Annotated in this window: 17 protein-coding genes; 6 read left to right on the top strand and 11 right to left on the bottom strand. The window is 53.8% G+C overall.

The features are described 5' to 3' along the window. The first annotated feature begins 198 nt into the window (after window positions 1-198). Window positions 199-993 (top strand): hypothetical protein, encoded by a 795-nt coding sequence (locus tag G7064_RS08495; RefSeq protein ID WP_166073248.1) that lies wholly within the window; start codon window positions 199-201, stop codon window positions 991-993. Then, the gene (locus tag G7064_RS08490) at window positions 957-1307 is read left to right on the top strand and encodes a hypothetical protein (protein WP_166073247.1); all 351 of its coding nucleotides are present in this window, start codon (window positions 957-959) and stop codon (window positions 1305-1307) included. The genes G7064_RS08495 and G7064_RS08490 overlap by 37 nt, the downstream gene beginning before the upstream one ends. A 36-nt stretch (window positions 1308-1343) precedes the next feature. On the opposite strand, the gene G7064_RS08485 is transcribed toward G7064_RS08490, so the two are convergent. Beyond that, a complete protein-coding gene (locus G7064_RS08485; RefSeq protein ID WP_166073246.1) occupies window positions 1344-1922 on the bottom strand; it encodes a GNAT family N-acetyltransferase in 579 nt (192 codons plus the stop codon). Window positions 1923-2095: 173 nt separating this feature from the next. Between G7064_RS08485 and G7064_RS08480 the strand changes: the two genes are divergently transcribed. Further along, window positions 2096-2980: an SDR family NAD(P)-dependent oxidoreductase gene (locus tag G7064_RS08480; RefSeq protein ID WP_166073245.1), complete on the top strand. Its 885-nt coding sequence runs from the start codon at window positions 2096-2098 to the stop codon at window positions 2978-2980. Window positions 2981-3058: 78 nt separating this feature from the next. On the opposite strand, the gene G7064_RS08475 is transcribed toward G7064_RS08480, so the two are convergent. The 10 genes from G7064_RS08475 to G7064_RS08430 form a co-directional block, all read right to left on the bottom strand. Beyond that, window positions 3059-3475: a hypothetical protein gene (locus G7064_RS08475; RefSeq protein WP_133271720.1), complete on the bottom strand. Its 417-nt coding sequence runs from the start codon at window positions 3473-3475 to the stop codon at window positions 3059-3061. Between the two features lie 83 nt (window positions 3476-3558). Further along, the gene (locus G7064_RS08470; RefSeq protein ID WP_133271721.1) at window positions 3559-4524 is read right to left on the bottom strand and encodes an AAA family ATPase; all 966 of its coding nucleotides are present in this window, start codon (window positions 4522-4524) and stop codon (window positions 3559-3561) included. A gap of 93 nt (window positions 4525-4617) precedes the next feature. Then, window positions 4618-6006, bottom strand: coding sequence for a peptidylprolyl isomerase (locus tag G7064_RS08465; RefSeq protein ID WP_133271722.1), 1389 nt, complete (start codon window positions 6004-6006; stop codon window positions 4618-4620). Between the two features lie 302 nt (window positions 6007-6308). After that, on the bottom strand, window positions 6309-8630 hold the full coding sequence (locus G7064_RS08460; RefSeq protein WP_166073244.1) for a peptidylprolyl isomerase: 2322 nt from the start codon (window positions 8628-8630) through the stop codon (window positions 6309-6311). Window positions 8631-8803: 173 nt separating this feature from the next. Further along, window positions 8804-9217 carry an ATP-binding protein gene (locus G7064_RS08455; RefSeq protein ID WP_133271724.1) on the bottom strand — a complete coding sequence of 138 codons (414 nt, stop codon included), beginning with the start codon at window positions 9215-9217 and terminating at the stop codon, window positions 8804-8806. Between the two features lie 21 nt (window positions 9218-9238). Beyond that, window positions 9239-9568 carry an STAS domain-containing protein gene (locus G7064_RS08450; protein ID WP_133271725.1) on the bottom strand — a complete coding sequence of 110 codons (330 nt, stop codon included), beginning with the start codon at window positions 9566-9568 and terminating at the stop codon, window positions 9239-9241. Between the two features lie 14 nt (window positions 9569-9582). Next, the gene (locus G7064_RS08445) at window positions 9583-11505 is read right to left on the bottom strand and encodes a PP2C family protein-serine/threonine phosphatase (protein WP_166073243.1); all 1923 of its coding nucleotides are present in this window, start codon (window positions 11503-11505) and stop codon (window positions 9583-9585) included. 555 nt (window positions 11506-12060) lie between these two features. After that, window positions 12061-13533 carry an IMP dehydrogenase gene (gene guaB, locus G7064_RS08440; protein ID WP_166073241.1) on the bottom strand — a complete coding sequence of 491 codons (1473 nt, stop codon included), beginning with the start codon at window positions 13531-13533 and terminating at the stop codon, window positions 12061-12063. A 221-nt stretch (window positions 13534-13754) separates the two neighbouring features. After that, window positions 13755-16295, bottom strand: a complete 2541-nt coding sequence (gene hrpB, locus G7064_RS08435) for an ATP-dependent helicase HrpB (RefSeq protein WP_205711197.1) — start codon at window positions 16293-16295, stop codon at window positions 13755-13757. A gap of 62 nt (window positions 16296-16357) precedes the next feature. Beyond that, window positions 16358-16726, bottom strand: a complete 369-nt coding sequence (locus G7064_RS08430; RefSeq protein ID WP_240935824.1) for a rhodanese-like domain-containing protein — start codon at window positions 16724-16726, stop codon at window positions 16358-16360. A gap of 36 nt (window positions 16727-16762) precedes the next feature. Here G7064_RS08430 and pnuC point away from each other — a divergent pair, with 36 nt between their 5' ends. The 3 genes from pnuC to G7064_RS08415 are packed head-to-tail and all read left to right on the top strand — an operon-like array spanning window position 16763 to window position 18797. Next, window positions 16763-17395, top strand: a complete 633-nt coding sequence (gene pnuC / locus G7064_RS08425) for a nicotinamide riboside transporter PnuC (protein ID WP_240935823.1) — start codon at window positions 16763-16765, stop codon at window positions 17393-17395. Next, the gene (locus tag G7064_RS08420) at window positions 17395-17922 is read left to right on the top strand and encodes an AAA family ATPase (protein ID WP_133271731.1); all 528 of its coding nucleotides are present in this window, start codon (window positions 17395-17397) and stop codon (window positions 17920-17922) included. The genes pnuC and G7064_RS08420 overlap by 1 nt, the downstream gene beginning before the upstream one ends. Beyond that, entirely contained in the window at window positions 17919-18797 is an 879-nt protein-coding gene (locus G7064_RS08415; RefSeq protein WP_133271732.1) for an aldose 1-epimerase family protein, read from the top strand. The genes G7064_RS08420 and G7064_RS08415 overlap by 4 nt, the downstream gene beginning before the upstream one ends. Window positions 18798-18880: the final 83 nt, after the last annotated feature.

The following is an 18880-nucleotide window of genomic DNA, read 5'->3' as shown; positions in this document are numbered from 1 at the left end:
CCGCTTTCTACGTGTCGAATACGGCTGTTGTAGGTCGGCAGTGGGTAACATAGGGATGCTATATTTTGTGCCCGCAATGCTAAAAATATTTGCTGATTCTGGGATAAATAAATAATGCTAAAATTTTTGTCAAAGGTAGTCATTGATACCCAGTCTAAACCAGTTTTTTGGTGTGCACTCGGTCTGTTTCTTAGTTTGTTGCTAAGCAGCTTTCCAGTCACTGCCCAGCTCGATAATCATGCTTTCAACTACTCATTGCCCATTAAGCCGGAGTACGAAGGTCAGCTTCGAGTGGCTGTGCAGGGCTTCTTGTTTACGAAGGATAACGAGTATTTCAACAAAATAGACGAGGGCCGAACGTATTATGGGACGCAGTTGGCCCCACGGCTCGTGTATTTTCCTAGCGCTAACATCCGCTTGGAGGCCGGTATCTTTCTATATAAAGACTACGGCACGTCGCGCCTGCGGCAAGTGCGGCCCGTGTTTACGGCTAAGTACCAAAATGGCCCCCACAGCTTTCTATTCGGAAATATTGAAGGACACTTGCAGCACGATTACATTGAGCCGCTGTTTGATTTTGAGCGCGTGATGACCAACCGGTTGGAAGAAGGCATGCAGTATAAGCTTCAGACCGACCGCGTGAAGCTCGACGCTTGGGTTGACTGGCAGCGGCAGCAGTACCGATTCAGCAACTTTCAGGAGCAGGTAGCCGGCGGCCTCACCTCTGAAGTCACGGCCTATCAGGACTCGGCGGGCTGGCGGTTGGGCGTGGTGCCGCTACAGTTTCTGGCCATGCACCGCGGGGGCAAATTGATACGATTGCGACCCCGCTGCAAACCCTATTCAACTTCGCTACAGGCCTGCGCGTGCGGCGTAAGCTGTCCGCCACTGGCTTTGTGCGGGCGCTGCATTTCGATGGCTACGTTACGCGCTTCACCGACTACTCCTTTTCGGAAGTGCTGCCCTACAATAAGGGCAACGGCTGGTATTTAAACGCCAGCGTAAATACGCGCCTCTCCAATATTATGCTCAGTTATTGGTCGGGGAATGGCTTTGTATCGCCTCAAGGCGGACGGCTATACCAATCCATTTCCAGCACCGTCAACAACGCCGACTTTACCCAACGCCGCCGCGAATTGCTTATTCTGCGCATGTTCAGCGATTTTCATTTGCCTGGCAACATCCTGCTGACAACCCGCTTCGAGCCTTTTTATGACCTCAACCGCCGGCAGATAGAGTTTTCCTTCGGCACGTATTTGAACTTCAATCAGGAGTTTTTTCTGACGATGCTACGGCGGGCAGACTAACGTAAGAGCTAGCGTTCGTAACCCTGAATAGCTGTGTCAGGACCGGTCAAGGGCAAAATGTAGAATTTGAGATTCTTTCTCATTGCCTTGTAGTGACCACAAACGCGGCTTAGGAGGTACGGAGCGAAAGCCAGCCGCTACGGCCACAGCACAGCTCTTAGGATTATTAACCCTACAACGAATAACTAGGCGGTCAGCGTTGATAATGGGGCTAAAGCCGAGCTGTACGGCCGCCGTTAGCGCCTCTCGAGCGTACCCATGTCCTTCGGCTTCTGAGGCGAGGTAGTAGCCAATTTCGGCCGTAACAGTTCGTGCCCAGGTAGGCTTCAGACTGATATCGCCCAAATATTGTCCCCCAGCCGTGTGCCAGATGCCCAGCACAAACATCCGCTTGGTGTGCCAATCCTGGTCGAATGACTCTAAGATGCGGCCCGCATCGGCAGAAGTTTGAACGGCGGCGAGGCGAGCCGGAAAGGCTTCCTGGAGTCGAGCACGATCTTTTTCAAGAACAGCGAAAAATGCCGCTTCGTCCGAAGGCACATAGGGCCGCAGCGTAAGGCGAGGCGTGAGCAAAGGCAAGCGGGCCGGAGAAGGTGGCGGATCGGCGGCGTACATAATTCGGCGAAAGCGACAAGCTAACCTACGCGCAAACTAAGCTCCGAGATGATCAAAGACAGGGAATAGTAACTCTGGGGGGCAAATCTCGTTTGGTTTGAATAGCTATCATACGAATAGAAAGGAGTTTTTTCCTTGCTACAGAAGCTATTCTCAACCTCACACTAACTGCTATGAAAAGAAGACTTGAAGGCAAAGTTGCCATTGTAACCGGTGGCGGCACTGGCATTGGCGAAGCTATTTGCAAACGATTTGTGCAAGAAGGCGCGGCCGTGGTGGTCGTGGGCCTCGATACGGACCCCGTGCGCGAAGTAGTAGACGAAATTCAAGCCCGCGGCGGCCGCGCCATTGGCTTCCTTGGCGATATTTCTAGGAAAGAAGCGGCCGAAGAATGCGTAAAGCTAGCTATTCACGACTTCGGCAAGCTGGATATTCTGATCAATAATGCTGGCGTATTTCCCGCCACTTCTACTATCGATAAATACCCGATAAACGCGTTCGAGTACATGATTAAGCACAACGTGTACTCCAACTTCATGATGACCCGAGCGGCCATTCCTTACTTGCAGAAAACGCGCGGCAATATTGTGTCGGCTGGTTCGGAGGCGGGGCATATGGGCATTCCACAGAACGCACCTTACGGCGGCACTAAGGGCTTTGTGCACGCTTTCCAACGTGGCGTAGCCGTGGAGCAGGCGAAGTTCGGGGTGCGGTCTAATATCGTGGGTCCTGGCCCTATCGACACAGCCTGGACCCATAAGGAAACCGGCCCGATGACGGCTAAAATGGAAAAGCAAACGGTGCAGGGCGTGCCAATGGGCCGCCGCGGCACGCCGGAAGAAGTAGCCAATGTCTACTTGTTTCTGGCCTCCGATGAAGCCAGCTACGTAACCGGCGCGACGTATTTCGTGGATGGTGGCGTAACGCTTTCCAAAGGCCCGCATGGCGACGAGGTACCTAGCAAACTCAAGCGGGAGCCCGCCGATGACCTAGACCTACAGCACGAAAGAGACGGCCATACCAAAATCAAGTCAGAGTATAAGGCTAAGATGAGCTAAGCTTGAATCTGAATTCATAAAAAAAGCCCCCAGAATTATTCTGGGGGGCTTTTTTTATGAATGTATTGTATAGCGTGCTTATGGGTGTTTATACTGCAAAGGACTTCCTAGGGCTTGCTGAATGCGCATGACATTTACTTGCCGAGCAGCCTCGTTGAAAAACTCAAGCCGACGGATAAGCATTTCTTTCACCAGCATACGTCCTTCCGGGGTGCGCATGACGGCTTTTTTGTCATCCAGAATGCGTTGCATGATAGCTTCAGTTTCGGCTTCACGCTGTACATACTGGTCACGAAACTCAGCCAGACGTGCTAAGCCGTCGGTAGTCAAGCGGAACTGAGCGCCGCCTTGGTTCAGCACCTCGCAGAGTACATACACTTCCAGCGGCAGAGAAGTAGCCAGCGTGGTAGTGCGCAAATCGAGGCCGGCCTGCAAGGCATCCAGAATAATAGCAATGTTGCGCTCGAATTGCTGGTAATAACCGGAAGCTTCCATCCTTGAAATATTGGGCGTTAAATGTTGAATGCGAAAGGGGAATAGAGAGCACAAAGCTAGGCTCTATTCAAGCTTTCAGCGCACTACAGTAATTCTTTTACAATCTGCTCTACCGAAATTCCTTCGGCTTCCGCTTTAAAATTGCGCACCAAGCGATGACGTAGAATAGGCAGTGCTACAGCTTTCACGTCTTCAATGTCGGGCGAGTACTTGCCGTTGAGCAAGGCGTTGCATTTGGCCCCTACAATGAGGTGTTGCGAAGCCCGCGGCCCGGCGCCCCACTCCAGCAACTGCGTAGCCCGCGCTGCCCCCCGATCTGTGTTCGGACGGGTTTTGTGCACCAGATTAACGGCGTACTCCACTACATTATCGGCCACGGGTACGCGGCGCACCAAGTGCTGAAATGCCTGAATGTCATCGCCGTGCAATATTTTACTCACCGTGGGACGATGGTCGGAAGTTGTGTTCTTCACGATTTGCAACTCAGCATCATAGCTCGGATAGCCTAGCTGAATATTAAACATGAAGCGGTCGAGCTGGGCTTCGGGTAGGGGATAGGTGCCTTCCTGCTCAATCGGGTTTTGGGTCGCGAGCACGAAGAAAGGCCGCTCCAATGGGTAGCGCTGCCCAGCCACCGTTACCGAATATTCCTGCATGCTTTCCAGCAAGGCGGCCTGCGTCTTGGGCGGCGTCCGGTTGATTTCGTCGGCCAGCACGATGTTGGCAAACACAGGTCCTTTCACAAAGTGAAAATCGCGCTGCTGATTCATCGTTTCCGAGCCTACGATGTCGGAAGGCATCAGGTCAGGTGTAAACTGAATGCGGTTGAACGACAAGTCGAGCGAGTCGGCAATGGTCTGAATAAGGAGCGTTTTGGCTAAGCCTGGAACTCCGACCAACAAACAATGACCCTGCGAAAATACGGCTGTAAGCACCAGGCGAACCACCTCATCTTGCCCAATAATTATTTTACCGATTTCCTGTCGTAGGGCTTGATAAGACTGAGCCAACGCGTCGGCGGCTTCTTTATCGGAAGAGAAATTTCGCATGTAAGGGGAGGAGCTAGAAGCCGAAAGCTAGGAGTAAGAAGCCAAGAACACACTATTAGGTGTTCCTCGCCTCTCACTCCTAGCTCCTAAAAGTTAATTAACCGCATTAAGTAGCTTACAGTCAGCATACTGCGGGTCTACTTCAATATAGACGTCGCCACGGTTCTTCTTAAACCACTCATCCAGAGCCTTGTTTTTCTTCTCGTTGAGAGCAGCGGCGGCTATTTTCTGATAGTCGTCTTGCAGGTTAGCCTGGTGGGGCGGGTTGTTCGATTTCAGCCACAGAATACGCATAGCATCCTTGCCGTCATCGGTGCGGTAGGGCATGGGAGGCGTGATGCTGCCCACTTTCATGGTATCGATGGTGAAGAAAATAGCCGGATCGATCTTATCCAATGGTAGGTAGTTGCTCCGGTCTTGGGGGTTCTGAATCAAGCCACCGTTGCCACTAGTGTTTTTATCGTCGGAGAAATCCTTGGCTGCTTTGGCAAACGTGATGCTGTCGGCCAGAATGCGCTTACGAATTTTGCTGAGCTGCACGGCCGCCTCACTTACGTCGGAAGTACCAGTGGCTGGTTTAAGCAGAATGTGACGGGTGCTGAAGGTCTCACCTTTGCGCTCAATGAGCTGGATAAGGTGGAAGCCAAACTGCGACTCTACAATGGGTGACAATTGGCCAGGCTCCAAGCGTAAAGCCGCCGCCTCGTACTCGGGCACCAATTCACGGCGCTTAAAAAAGCCTAAGTAGCCACCTTGGGCCGCGGAGCCAGGATCTTGGGAGAATTCCTTAGCCAGTTTCTCGAAGTCTTCGCCCGCTATGATGCGCGCCCTGAGCTCGTTGAGTTTCGCCTGCGTTTCCTGCTTGGCCTTTTGGTTGACTTGGGCAAACTTAATAATCTGGCCGACCTCCACTTCGGTGGAATAATAGGGCAAGCTGTCCTTTGGAATGCGATTAAAAAACTGCTTTACCTCCCGAGGCGTTACGGTCACTTTACCAGCAATCTCTTCCTGCATTTTCTGCTGGATGAGCTGCTCCTTTACTTGGGGCCGTAAGTCGTCCTTGAGCTGCTTAATGGGCTTTTTGTAGTACTCTTCCAGCTTCTGCTCCGAGCCAATCTGCTGCACGAAATACGCCATACGCCGATCCAGCTCGCTCCTTACCTGATCGTCTTCCACCACCACGGAGTCAACCTCGGCTTTTGCCAGCATGAGCTTGTTCAGCACGATGCTCTCCAAAATCTGACACTTAACATTAGGAGGCAGGGGTTTGCCCTCCGCACGAGCCAGCTCCTGCTGATAAATATTTTCGAGGTCGGAGCGCAGCACAATCTGGTTGTCCAGCTTCACGATGATGGCATCCACAGTTTGGCGACCTACAGGCCGGGCCAAACCTAGCTGAGCGAATCCAGTGCTCATCGCACCTACGAGTAAGCCACCGCTCAACAGCGCTACACGAGCCGCCGTACGAAATAATTGAGTCATGTAATTCAGAAAATAAGAGGCTGAACAGCAAAGAATATCCAGCCCAACGGCTATCGAAACGCGAAAAGCCGCCGGTAAATTTCAACATAAATCCCTTCTCTGGCAAAAAGCTGACTTTGAGGCCGGAAAAGAGCGTTTCGGAGTAAAGAGACCTTATTGCCGGCTAACGTTGCGCGGCCCAGCAACTTTTGCTAAGGTAGAGCGAACACGTCCCGTGCTCATGTTTATACAATGAAAAAGCCCCCAGAAACCGGCTGCCTTTGCTGGGCTCTCTGGGGGGCTTTTTCGGCAGTTTCGCCTGCTTATTTGGTTATCAGCTTATCTACTTCCGTCTGATTGACCTGCACCGGATTCTTGGTGCGAAGCTCGGCCAGCCACTGCTTCTCCAGATAGTTCTGATAGTCAGAGGTAGCCTGGCCCCGGGTTTCGGATAAAGTCTTTGGCCCGGCTGGCAGCGCTTTCTCAATGGTAACAGCGTAGAAACGGCCATCTTTCTGCACTTGATAAGTGCCTGGACCACGGTCTATTACATCGTCAACTACTTTGCTATCGCCCTTTTGAAAATTCTGCTTTAAAATCTGCACAGCCAGCGGGTTTTTCGCATTTAAGTTTTCTTCCAATACGGCTGTGCTGGTGCTGGTTAGCGTGAACAGGGCCGAAGCATCAGAGGCAGGTGTAGGCGTCGTCTTGGTACTGATGCGGCTGGCAGCTACGCCCTTGCCAGTCAGGTAGGCAACTACTGCGGCCGCGCGGCGCTGAGCTAAAGCAGTGGTTTCGCCGCGCTTTACTCTGCCCGTAACCGTCAGATTCAGGGTTGGGTCGGCTGCTAGGCTGGTAGCCAGGCGGTCGAGACTTGCCTGGCTGGGGGGCAAAATGGTGGCCTGACCAGCGCGGAACGATACTGGCGATGGCGTATCGCGGGTTACTTCATAGCGACCCGTAGCCAGTTGCTTTTGTGCCTGCGTCAGGATAGCTGGCGAGGCTGCACTGATCATGGTGGCCTGCACACGAGGCCCCCACTGATAATTGGCTTGGTTAGCTGTGAAAAACTGCTGCAAGCCCACTGTATCCGTCAGCGCCTTCGACCATACTTTCTCATCCATCAGCTGGAAAAGCAGGATACCGTCGCGGTACTCTTTTACCAGCATGCGGTAATCCTCGTACTTGGTATCGAGGTTGGTCTTTTCAAATTCCGTCAGGCTTTGATCCACATATTGATCGTAGAGCTGCTGCATCACAAAGCGCGGATCAGCGCCAGCCCGTGCCCGCTGACCTTGCTGCACATAGGCCAGAAAGTCCTTGATGGGATAGGGTTTGCCTTTGATGGTAAACAGCGGAGCATCCCCGTTGACAACTAGCTCACCTTTTTTGCGCTTGCCACTCGGGAATTTGCTCAAGAACGTTTCTGACTTGAAACGGCCATTTACCAGCGCTGTATCGGCCTGTGCCAACAAAGCGTCGCGTACGGGGGGCATTTCTACGAACTGGTTTTCCTGCCGAATGCGCTTGAGAAAGGCCGCCCGATTTAGCTCCGAGCGCGAGTCTTTAGCTACTTTGCTCTTTAGTGTAGGAGCCATGGCCTCAAAGGTGGGCACAGGCTGCTTTTCGATAAGCTTAATGATATGCCAGCCATACGGCGTCTGAACGGGCGCTGAAATGTCGCCGGGCTTCTGGAGCTTAAAGGCTACTTCCTCAAAGCTTGGAATCATGCGCCCGGTGCCGAAAGCAGGCAGCTCGCCGCCATTGGCCGCCGAGCCGGCATCTTCCGAAAACTGCGTTACCAGCTTGTCCCAATCCTCACGGCGCCGTAAGCGGGAGTATAGTTCATCAACCTTCTTTTTAGCCGTTACCGAATCGGCCTTGGGCATGCCGGGCGTGGCCCGAATCATGAGGTGGGCTACTTTAATCTCGCCCTGCGCTGGCCGCACGTCGTTGACTTTGATTACGTGGTAGCCAAAGCGCGTCCGGACGGGCGCCGAGACTTCACCCTCTTTTGTCTTGTACGCTACATTTTCAAATGGATACACCATTTGCATAGCTGTAAAATAGCCGAGCTGCCCGCCATTATCACGTGCCGAAGGATCTTCGGAGGCCTGACGAGCCACTTGGTTGAAGTCTTCACCGCTGGTAACGCGCTGCCGCAAAGCCACCGCCTTTTGATACGCCGCTAATGTATCCCGCGGATCGGCGTCAGGAGCTACGCGCACCAGAATATGGGAAGCGCTGATTTCCTTGCTTAGCCGGTCGTAGGCCTCCCGCACAAGCTGATCGGTGACGCTTTTCTCCGTGAGATAGGGCTGGGCCAACTGCTGCTTGTAGCCGTCCAGCTCACGCTGAAAAGCCTGCGTGGTATCGAGGCCACGCTGCTCGGCTTCCAGTACTTTTAGCTTGAAGTTGGTGTACAAGTCCAGGTATTCCGTCACGTTGGCACGGGTCCCATAATCGGGAGCCGTGGCGTTGTTTTTCCGGTATACGTAGGCGAATTCCGAGGCTGGTACTACCTGCTTTCCTAATGTAACTACAGCAGGCTGCTTGGCAGCAGAAGTAGTTGACTTGGTAGACTGGCATCCGACGGCCAGTAGCGCGCCGGCTGCGAGGCTGGCGTACAAAATGCGTTTGGGCATAAAGAAAAAAAGATGCGACACGAACAATAACTCCCCTGTGACCCTGAGGGCCGAGTCGTTGCCAGGTGCAATTTTACGGATTTTTTTCGGCCTAACTCAGCGCGCTAGCAAACTGAGCGTGTACAAAAAAGCCCCCCAGGTCTTGGGGGCTTTTTGAAAATCAGAACGTTGAACTACACCACTTTCTTGTAGAGCCGGCAAACGTTGTGGTTGCCGGAGGAAGAAAACTCTACGCGGTCCATGATGCGGTTGACGAGTGCCATGCCTACACCGCCTTTCTTCCCAAGTCGGATATGCTCCAGCAAATCGGGCTCCCGGAAGGTTGATGGCAAATACGATTCCTTGCTGTCGTCCTCTATCTCGATGCCAAACATGTGGTCTTCCATAGCCAGCTTGAGTTGCAGATACTGCGATTCGTTCTCGGCATTGGCATGAATAATCAGGTTGGCCACGACCTCATCAACGGCCAGCACAATCTGATTGATATGCAATTCGGATAAGTGGTACACCGACAGATAGGCGCTCACAAAGTCGCGTACTATCTTCAGGTTAGCCCGGCTACAGCTTATGCGAATTACGTTCTTCATCCCCTCGTTACGCTGTCAAGCTTAAATGGCAGTGGCTTCCGACTCGGAAGGCACGATGGTCATTAGCGTATCTAACCCCAGAATTTCAAATACGTTGTGCACTTTTTCCTGCATGTTAAAAAATACCAATTTGACATTGGCATCCTGGAAGCGCTGGAGGTGAGAAATAAAGACGCCAAGACCTGCGGATGAGATGTAATTCAGGCGCTGGCAATCAATTAATACTTTCTGATAATTCAGGATTTCGGGCTTCGTCAGTTCCGTATCCAGAATCACTGAAGAGCTGGCATCCAACTCGCCATCGAGGCTGAGCGTGAGCGTATGCGCGGTGGTTTGTTGCGTGATTTTCATAGGACCCATCTACGTCAGACGGTTGGTTCTGGTTGAGACGCCCGGAACTTGATAACAAGCAAGGTCTGGTCGTCGTGAATTGGTTGACCACGGCTGAACTCCGCTAAGTCTTCCAGAATCATATTCTTGATTTCTTCGGCCTCCAGATAATACGTGCGCTCCAGCATCTGTTGCAGACGATCCTCGCCGTATTCCTCCTTATTTGCCCCTCGCGCTTCCACAATGCCATCTGTGTAGATTACCATTACGTCGCCGGGGTTGTAATCGTAGAATTGGTTCTTAATATGTTTCTCGTAGGAGTCTTGCCGAATAATGCCCAAGCCTAGGCCCGTGGTGCGGAAGTACGATACCTCCTCCTTAATAGAGTGGTAATACAAGGTGTGACAATGCCCGGCGCGTGCAAAAACGAAGCCACGGTTCTCATAATCTATTATATATAGCGATGCCGTAATAAAAGACGACTTTTCGAGGCAATGCACCAGCGCTTTATTAGCCATAGCCATGAACTTGCTGGGCACCGGAAACTTCTCGCGCTCATTACGAGCCAGCGGGTTTTCCTGCATCAAAGCATGAAAAATGCCTTTCATCTGGGCCATATGAAAAGCCGCTGTGATGCCCTTACCCGACACATCGCCAATCAGAATAGCGAGGCGCTGACCCGGTAGGTGCAGGAAATCATAAAAATCGCCCCCCACTTCCTTGGCCGCCAGTGCATGTGAGCTGATTTCAAACCAGTTGTCAATAGGTAGGTCTTTCGGAATCAGGCTTTCCTGTACGGTAGAAGCAATTTTGAGCTCCTCCTGCACGCGCTCATTCTGAATAGAAGCCGCCACCAGCTGAAGGTTCTCAATGCTAAGAATTGTCTGGCTGGTAAAGGTCTGCAGAATGCCCAGGTTCTCGCGGTCGAAGCCTTGAGGCTGGTTTTTTAGCATATACAACGCCCCGTACTGGCGCTTCGCGGAACGCAAAGGCATAACGATAAGCGAGCCGAAAGGCAAGCCCAAACTGCGAAAGCCGCTGCTATTCGGTAGGTCATTGTTTAGGTACTCAATGTGACCCAGATTGTAATCAGCCAGCAGCCCCCGAATGGCCGTACACTGTTCCTCGGTGATGTGGTAGCGTTGGCCTTTATACATGTCGTCGCTTGCTTCTACATCAAGCCAGGCGGCATCGGCTTCCACCGTTTGCACGGTAGCATCGAAGAGCATGCTGTACACATCTTCCTCCGTTTGTCCCCGCTGAATAAGCTGTGTAAGGCGCTGGAGACTCAGAATTTCTTCCCTTTTCTGCTCAAAGACGCCCGCTGTGGGCAAATTGAAGAAGGTGACAAATAGCCCCATCACGGCGTAGAAAGCCGCGAAAAATACCGTGAGCAGTAGAAAAGCATGCTGCGGTTCGGGAGCTATCAGCTTCGGATCATACTGAATCCGCACGAAGTAGGCCACAAAAATGGTCATGCACAGCAGAATAGCCAGCTGCATAAATACTACTTCCCACTTCTGCCGCCGGTTCAGATAGGCCACCCACTTCTGATTGCCGCTCAGATACACGCCAAAAATGGCTAATCCACCAATAGCCAATAGTGATACAGGGGTAGGCAACTCCCAGCCCAAAAGCCGAAATAGCAACGTGCCACCTAATAGGATTTCAAACAATTCCCACTCGCGGCGCAATCGGCCCGAAGATCGGAACAGCACCAACGAGCGCCACGTGTAGGTAGTGCTGGCCAGGAAGAGGATAAACAGCCCTAAGTTGATGGTGTAAATAACCGCAAAGAAGGTCCGGTCGCTACTCGGTAGTTGGTATTGTACAAAGCGCTCCAGTAGATGAAGAGCTACGCAAATACTTGCTAGTATGCCTGGTCCGAGCACTAACCGACGGAACAAACCGACAAAGTCGGTGCCCCGCAATGGATCTGGCTGGAGACGGTAGTACATAAATACTCCTGCAGCAAATACAGCTTGGGCAACCAAAGTCACCCAATCAGGCAGGGCAGATAGAGAGGCCGTTGCCGACGGGCTAGCGCGAAGAAGCGTACTAACCAGCAGCACGACCCAGCTAAGCAGCGTAAGGGGTAATAGCGTGGCTGTAAGCCTCTGGCTAGAGGGCATAGAAGGTAATTAAATACAAGTTATGCGTATCAAAAAAACAACCGGTGTGGACTGAAATATGGAGCAAGATAAAGCCTTATAAATTAAATAAGGCTTGACGTCTTTTGGCTTACCCACGACACATATTCAGAAGAAGGTAGTTCTGAATCGAGGCTACCCAATGTAATCTAAATCTGGAGGAGTACAGTATAAGCTATAGGCAGCAGCTTATTACAAGTTCTGTGACTACGTACTTATGACGATTATTTTGAGTACAAATACGAGGCCTGAATTTCTTGTTAGATACCTTCCCCTACATACTAAAAATAGATTCAGCATCTATAAGAATGCCACCAGCTAATCAGCTGGTGGCATAGTATAATTCAATCCAGACTTGCAGAGTTAGCGGCTGCTATAGTTAGGCGACTCACTGGTAATTTGGACGTCGTGGGGGTGGCTTTCACGCAAGCCGGCGCCGGTGATGCGCACCATACGAGCCTCCTGTAGGACGGCTATAGTTGGAGCACCACAGTAGCCCATGCCAGCTCGCAAGCCACCAGCTAATTGATAAAGAACTTCACCCACACCGCCTTTAAAAGGTACGCGGCCGACAATTCCTTCTGGTACAAGCTTTTTTACATCGTCTTCGGCCGATTGGAAATAACGATCCTTCGAACCATCCTCCATCGCCTCCACTGAGCCCATGCCACGGTAGGTTTTGAATTTGCGGCCTTCGTAAATAATAACTTCACCAGGAGCTTCTTCCGTACCGGCCAGCATAGAGCCAATCATCACAGAAGAGGCACCACCGGCAAACGCTTTTACCGCGTCGCCCGAAAACTTGACGCCACCATCAGCAATAAGAGGTACACCAGTGCCTTCGAGGCCACGGGCGGCTTCCAAAACGGCTGAGAGTTGCGGTACACCAATGCCGGCAATAATGCGTGTAGTACAGATAGAGCCGGGCCCAACACCTACTTTCACAGCATCGGCGCCGGCATCAGCTAATGCACGGGCTCCTTCAGCAGTAGCTACGTTGCCCGCAATTACTTCTAAGTCAGGGTACTCTTGTTTTATACGGCGGACGGCATCTAATACTCCTTTGGAATGACCGTGGGCCGTGTCTATACTTACTACATCAACTCCAGATTGCACGAGAGCAGCTACCCGTTCCAGCAAATCGGGCGTCACACCCACGGCAGCTCCCACGCGCAAGCGGCCGAATACGTCTTTGCAGGCGCGAGGTGTGCGGCGGCGTTTGCGAATGTCTTTATAGGTTATCAGGCCCGTAAGGCGGCCTTGCTCATCAACAACGGGGAGCTTTTCTACTTTAAATTCCTGTAATAAGTCTTCGGCCTGAGCCATGTCGGTGCCGGTAGCCGCTGTTATCAGGTTGTCGCGGGTCATCACATCCGCTACTGAGCGCTCCATATCCTTCTCGAAGCGCAAGTCACGATTGGTCAAAATGCCTTTGAGATGACGGTGCTCATCGATAATCGGAATGCCGCCGATCTTGTGCTGGCGCATCAGCTGTTTGGCATCGCCAAGGGTAGCCGTTTCAGACAGGGTAAATGGATCCAGAATCATTCCGCTTTCTGAACGCTTCACCCGACGCACTTGCTCTGCCTGGTCCTTGATGCTCATATTCTTGTGAATGATCCCGATACCACCCTCTTGGGCCATCGTAATGGCCAGCTCGTACTCGGTTACGGTATCCATGGCTGCCGACACAAAGGGCAGGTTCAGACGGATATTGCGGGTAAGCTGGGAGCTGGTGTCGGCGTCGCGGGGCAATACCTCCGAATAGGCAGGTAGCAGCAGAACGTCGTCGTAGGTAAGGGCCTCGAAGGCAATTTTGGCAGATTGGTCAGCCATGGCAACAAGAAGATTAGGTGACTCTTATTGCCGGGTAAAGCTACGACGAAAAGTTGGGTTACGTCGTTGACATTGAGAATCTTCTCGTTATTAAATAGTGAAGCAACCCCTAAAAGCAGGCACTAGTAGGCATGTTTCCTTGAAATTTGCCCCCCACCAAGCCCAACTAAAACAAAGGACTAGACCGGCCTGAACTATCACTACGAAACAAAGAGTACCGCTTACTTCAAGCCATTTTGCCGACGGGTGCCGCGCATAGGTTCTGCTTCCAGCGGATTATCGGGCCAATAATGCTTCGGGTAGCGGCCGCGCATATCCTTGCGCACTTCGAAGTAGCCGGTGGCCCAAAAGCTGCGCAAATCCCGGGTTACCTGAACTGGTCGGTGGCCGGGCGAAAGTAAGTGCATCGTAAGCGGAATTTGCCCCCCAGCCACTCGCGGAGTATCTAACAGCCCAAAAACCTCCTGTAGGCGCACGGCCAGTGCGGGAGCAGCGGGGTCAGCATAATCGACCCGGATGCGTGAGCCGGTAGGAACGACCACGTGGGAGGGCGCCAAGCGGTCCAGTTCCTGACGCTGGGACCAACCGCCGGGCAACCAGCTCAGTAGAGCTTCGCTTAAGTCTAGCCGGTTTATTTCCACAAGCGTGCGCAGGCTCGTAATGAAGGGCCCCAACCAGTGCGGTAAGTGCAGGAGCAAAGCTGCATCTGACACATCGGCCCATTCATTGGGCAGGTGATGGTGCAGAAAAGCCAGCCGCTCCCGCAGGTGTTGGGTTTCCTCCGTCCACGGTAAGCGCTGAATTCCCTGACGGCGTAATCCATTGAGCAGAGCATCTTCAACTGCCGATGGATCAGGGTGAGCAAGTGGTTGATCAGCGAGGGTTAATGCGCCTAGGCGCCGCAAACGACGGGATGTTACTCTGCCAGCGGCCTCCTCCCAGCGTACTTCTTCTGTACTGGTTATCAGGTCTGGAAAGTGGGTTTCAAGCTCGGTGCGGTCTACAGGGGCAGCTAGTACGGCACGCGGCGCGGCGGCATTGCCATCTAAGTGAGCCACCGCAAAAAACACGGATTCCTGCCCAAAATGCTCGGCTGGCAATACGGCGCGCTGGCCGGTTACTAGTCTGACGCGCTCAGAGGTTTCGCGCTGGGCCAGGCGGTCGGGGTAAGCTAAGGCAGCAAGTAGTCCGGCTGCATCCGGCTCAATAGGGGAGCTAAGAACAGATGCACGGTTGCGAAGCACAGCGGCGGCCTCCCGCACCCGATGCAGGGCACCACTATCGGGCACTAAGCCGGGCAAGGGAGGGCGTCCCGTCATCAGGGCTTCCAGGCGCAGGCGCAAATCGGGTGGGGCAGGAGTGCTGTCGGCAGGACGTAATAAGTCGCGCTCCGTAAGCAAAGCGGCCAAGGCGCAGGCCGTAGCGCCGTAGCCCGCTTCTTTGCCCCGCAGTACCAAATGCCCTAAGCGGGGCACTAGTCCTAGGCCAGCCAACGCGCGGCCATGTGGCGTAGGAGGGCCGGGGGGCAAAATTGCTCCTAACCTGACCAGTAAGTCGCGGGCCTGGGCCAGCGCCGCAGCAGGTGGTGCATCAAGCCAGCGCAATGCCGCCGGATCGTGGGTTCCCCACAGCGCCAGCTCGAGGGCAAGGCTGCTCAGGTCGGCGGTAAGGATTTCGGGGGGCAAATGCGCCGGATGCTCAGCGTGCTCGGCTTCGGTCCACAATCGTACGCAGGTTCCGGGCCCTAAACGGCCGGCGCGTCCGCGACGTTGGTCGGCCGCAGCCTGACTCACGGGCACCGTTTGCAGGGTGCTTAGGCCCGTGCGAGGCTCGAAGTGCGGCACTCGGGCATAGCCTCCGTCAATCACCACCCGCACGCCTTCAATAGTCAGGCTGGTTTCGGCAATGCTGGTGGTCAGCACGATTTTGCGCCGCCCAACGGGAGCCGGACGAAGAGCCGCATCCTGCTGTTCGGCGGGCAACTCGCCGTGGAGCACATGTACATCAACCGTTGTCGACAGCGTGCCAGCCAGGCGCTCTGCCACGCGCCGCTGATCGGCTAGGCCAGGCAAAAACACCAGCACGTCACCAAGAGGATGTTGAGCCAAGGCTTCACGGATGGCCGTTGGTACCAAGGCCGTCAGTCGTTCGGTAGGTCGGTTGCCGGCTGCCGCTACCCGACTGGGGGGCAAATAATGTGTGCTGACCGGGTGCTGCAGGCCCGCGCTACGTACCACCGGTGCCCCGAGCCAAGCGCCCAAACGTTCCGCTTCCAGCGTGGCACTCATAATAAGAATCCGTAAGTCGGGGCGCAATACTGCCTGAGCATCTAGGGCCAACGCCAGGCCCAAATCGGCCTGCACGCTCCGCTCATGAAACTCGTCGAATAACACGGCCGCTACGCCTTCCAGCGCCGGATCATCCTGCAACATGCGGGTCAGAATAACCTCCGTGGCTACTTCAATCCGCGTTTTGGCCGAAATCCGGCTTTCCAATCGCACTCGATACCCCACCGTTTGACCTACCGGCTCGCCCATAAGCTGAGCCATACGCGCCGCTGCGGCTCGTGCCGCAAGCCGCCGCGGCTCAAGCACGATAATGCGTCCGGTGGGGGGCATCCAGGATGCATTCAAGAGCGCCAGCGGTACCAAAGTCGTCTTGCCTGCTCCGGGCGGCGCCTGCAATACGGCACAATTCGTTGAGCCAAGCGTAGCAAGTAGCTCGGGCAAGGCCGCGCGGATAGGCAGGTCAGGCAGTTGCAAATCGAGTTTTCCTTAGAGATCTTATTTATAAGCAGATGCTTTGCGGCACTCTGCATGACCGGTTAATATATCGCTACCGAAGGATCTACCTGAACGCTCCAAGCATGGATGCCGCCGCGCAGGTTCAGCAGGTTTGTTAAGCCGTGGCGGTGTTGTAGGTAACCTAATGCCTGAGCCGAGCGCACGCCGTGGTGGCAGATAAGTACCACCGGCCGGTCGGTGGCCAGCTCCTCTACATGCTGCGGCAGGTCACCCAAAGGCAGCAACAGGCTACCTTCTATATGACAGTATTCATACTCCTCCGGCTCGCGCACATCCACGAGTTGCACGGGCTCGCCGCGCTGTAGGCGGGCTTGCAGATCTTGGGGCGTTAGTTCGGGGAGCATAATAGTGCGAATAGGGTTGGGGGCAAAAAGGCGATTGGGGGGCAAAAATAAGGGAACCGTTGCTACCTTCGGTCTTTCTTCTTGTTTAAAGAACCGCGCGTGGACGTATCCGAATTGTGGTCTGGCTTGCTGGCCAGCAGTCCCGTAGAGTTGGCTGGGGTGATAACGGGCATCGCCTGCGTATGGCTGGCCGCTCGCAATTCCATCTGGAATTTTCCTACCGCACTGGTCAGCTGCGCCCTCTACGTTATCGTATTTTGGGAGGCGCGCCTTTACTCCGACATGGCCTTGCAGGGCGTATTTATTGCCCTCGCATTTTATGGCTGGTACCAATGGCTGTACGGCGGACCGCAAGCCCAAGAGCTACCCGTAACCCGGGCTACCGCGCGGCAATGGACGTGGCTAAGCGCGGTGGGAGTGGCTTATGCCGTAGGAGTGGGCTATGTTTTAAGCGAGCACACGGATGCCGCTATTCCGTACTGGGATAGCTCTACCACGGCCATTAGCTTGGTAGCGCAAGTGCTGCTAACGCGCAAAAAGCTCGAAAACTGGATTCTTTGGCTAGTGGTCGATGTAGCCTACATTGGTCTGTACTGGCACCGTGAGCTTTATCTGACGGCGGGTTTATATGCGGTGTACTTGGTGTTGGCCGCCTATGGCTACCTGGAATGGCGCCGTTTGCTACGTGCTACTCTTGAGCCGCAAACTGCCTGATGCTGCGCGTCGCTATCACCGGCCCCGAGTCGACGGGAAAATCCACGCTAAGCCGCCTACTGGCCGAGCATTACGCTACCACTTGGGCGCCCGAATATGCCCGCCAGTATCTGGAAGAAAATGGCCCCCGCTATACGCTGTATGATTTAGAGCAAATCGCCCACGGCCAGCTTGCCGCCGAAGCCTCGGCCGCCGCTGCCGCGCGCGAAGTCGTATTCTTCGATACCGATCTGTTGGTTATCAAAATATGGGCGGAGGACGCATTTGGGCAGTGCCCGGACTGGATTCAGCGCCATTTGGAGCAGCAGCGCTATGATCTGGTGCTGCTACCCGGTATCGACTTGCCCTGGGAGTTTGACCCCCTGCGTGAGCACCCCCACCGTCGCCAGTACTTTTATAATCTATACTTAGCCCAGCTGCAAAAGATGGGCGCCACTTACGTTGAAATAAGTGGCACAAGTGGCCAACGCTTTGAGCAAGCGCGTAAGGCAGTAGATGTTCTAAGAAAACAAGCTCTCACTTCATGACTTTTTCTCTCGAAAACGATCAGTGCCGCGTAACGGTGAACTCCTTTGGCGCTGAGTTAAGCAGCTTCATCCGCAAAGATTTCAACGACCTAGAGTACATCTGGCAAGCCGACCCAGCCGTGTGGGCGCGTCATGCGCCGGTGCTTTTTCCTATCGTCGGCCGCTTGCCCCAGGATACCTATCTGCATCAAGGCAAGGAGTATAAGTTGTCGCAGCACGGCTTTGCCCGCGACCAGCAGTTTGCCCTGCTCAGCCAAACCAGCGAGGAGCTGACATTTAGCTTAAAAGCCAATGAGACGACGCACGCGCTGTATCCGTTTGACTTTGAGCTCATCATTCGCTACCAGCTGCGAGTCAATATGCTAGTGGTAAACTGGCAGGTAAACAACCTTGGGGCGGAGCAAGAATTATTGTTTAGCATTGGGGCGCACCCTGCCTTTCGGTGCCCATTGCTGCCTGATGAGCAATTCGAAGACTATTATTTCGAGTTCGATCATGCCGTTAGCTTCGAGCGCCATCTGCTGACGGGTGGTCTGCTCACGGGCCAGACGGAACCCGTGCTAAACGACCAGACCGAGTTGCCGCTGACCTACGAGCTGTTTGCTGATGATGCGCTGGTGTTGAAGAAATTCGACTTCACCCATCTCACCTTACGAAGCCATACATCAGAGCGCGCCGTGCGTCTGCGCTTTGATGGGTTTCCGTACCTGGGCCTCTGGACCAAAGGGCCCGGTGCGTCTTTCGTGTGTGTGGAGCCCTGGCAGGGCGTGGCCAGCACGGTCGGTGGCCCGCAGGAGCTAGCCGATAAAGAAGGTATTCTGAATTTGCCTCCCAATCAGACATTTACCACCGAATACAGTATTACAGTGGAATAAAGGCCCCATCAGTTAGCTTACACGAAAAGGCCCCTACGGCCTGCTCCAGATTGCTGCGTCAGCCACGATGACAGCAGGGGAGC

Origin of the sequence: Hymenobacter sp. HDW8 (assembly GCF_011305775.1) — a bacterium.
In the GTDB taxonomy this organism is placed as follows: Bacteria; Bacteroidota; Bacteroidia; order Cytophagales; family Hymenobacteraceae; genus Hymenobacter; species Hymenobacter radiodurans.
The sequence above is the reverse complement of the archived record's forward strand: the minus strand, read 5'-3'. Positions and strand labels throughout refer to the sequence as shown.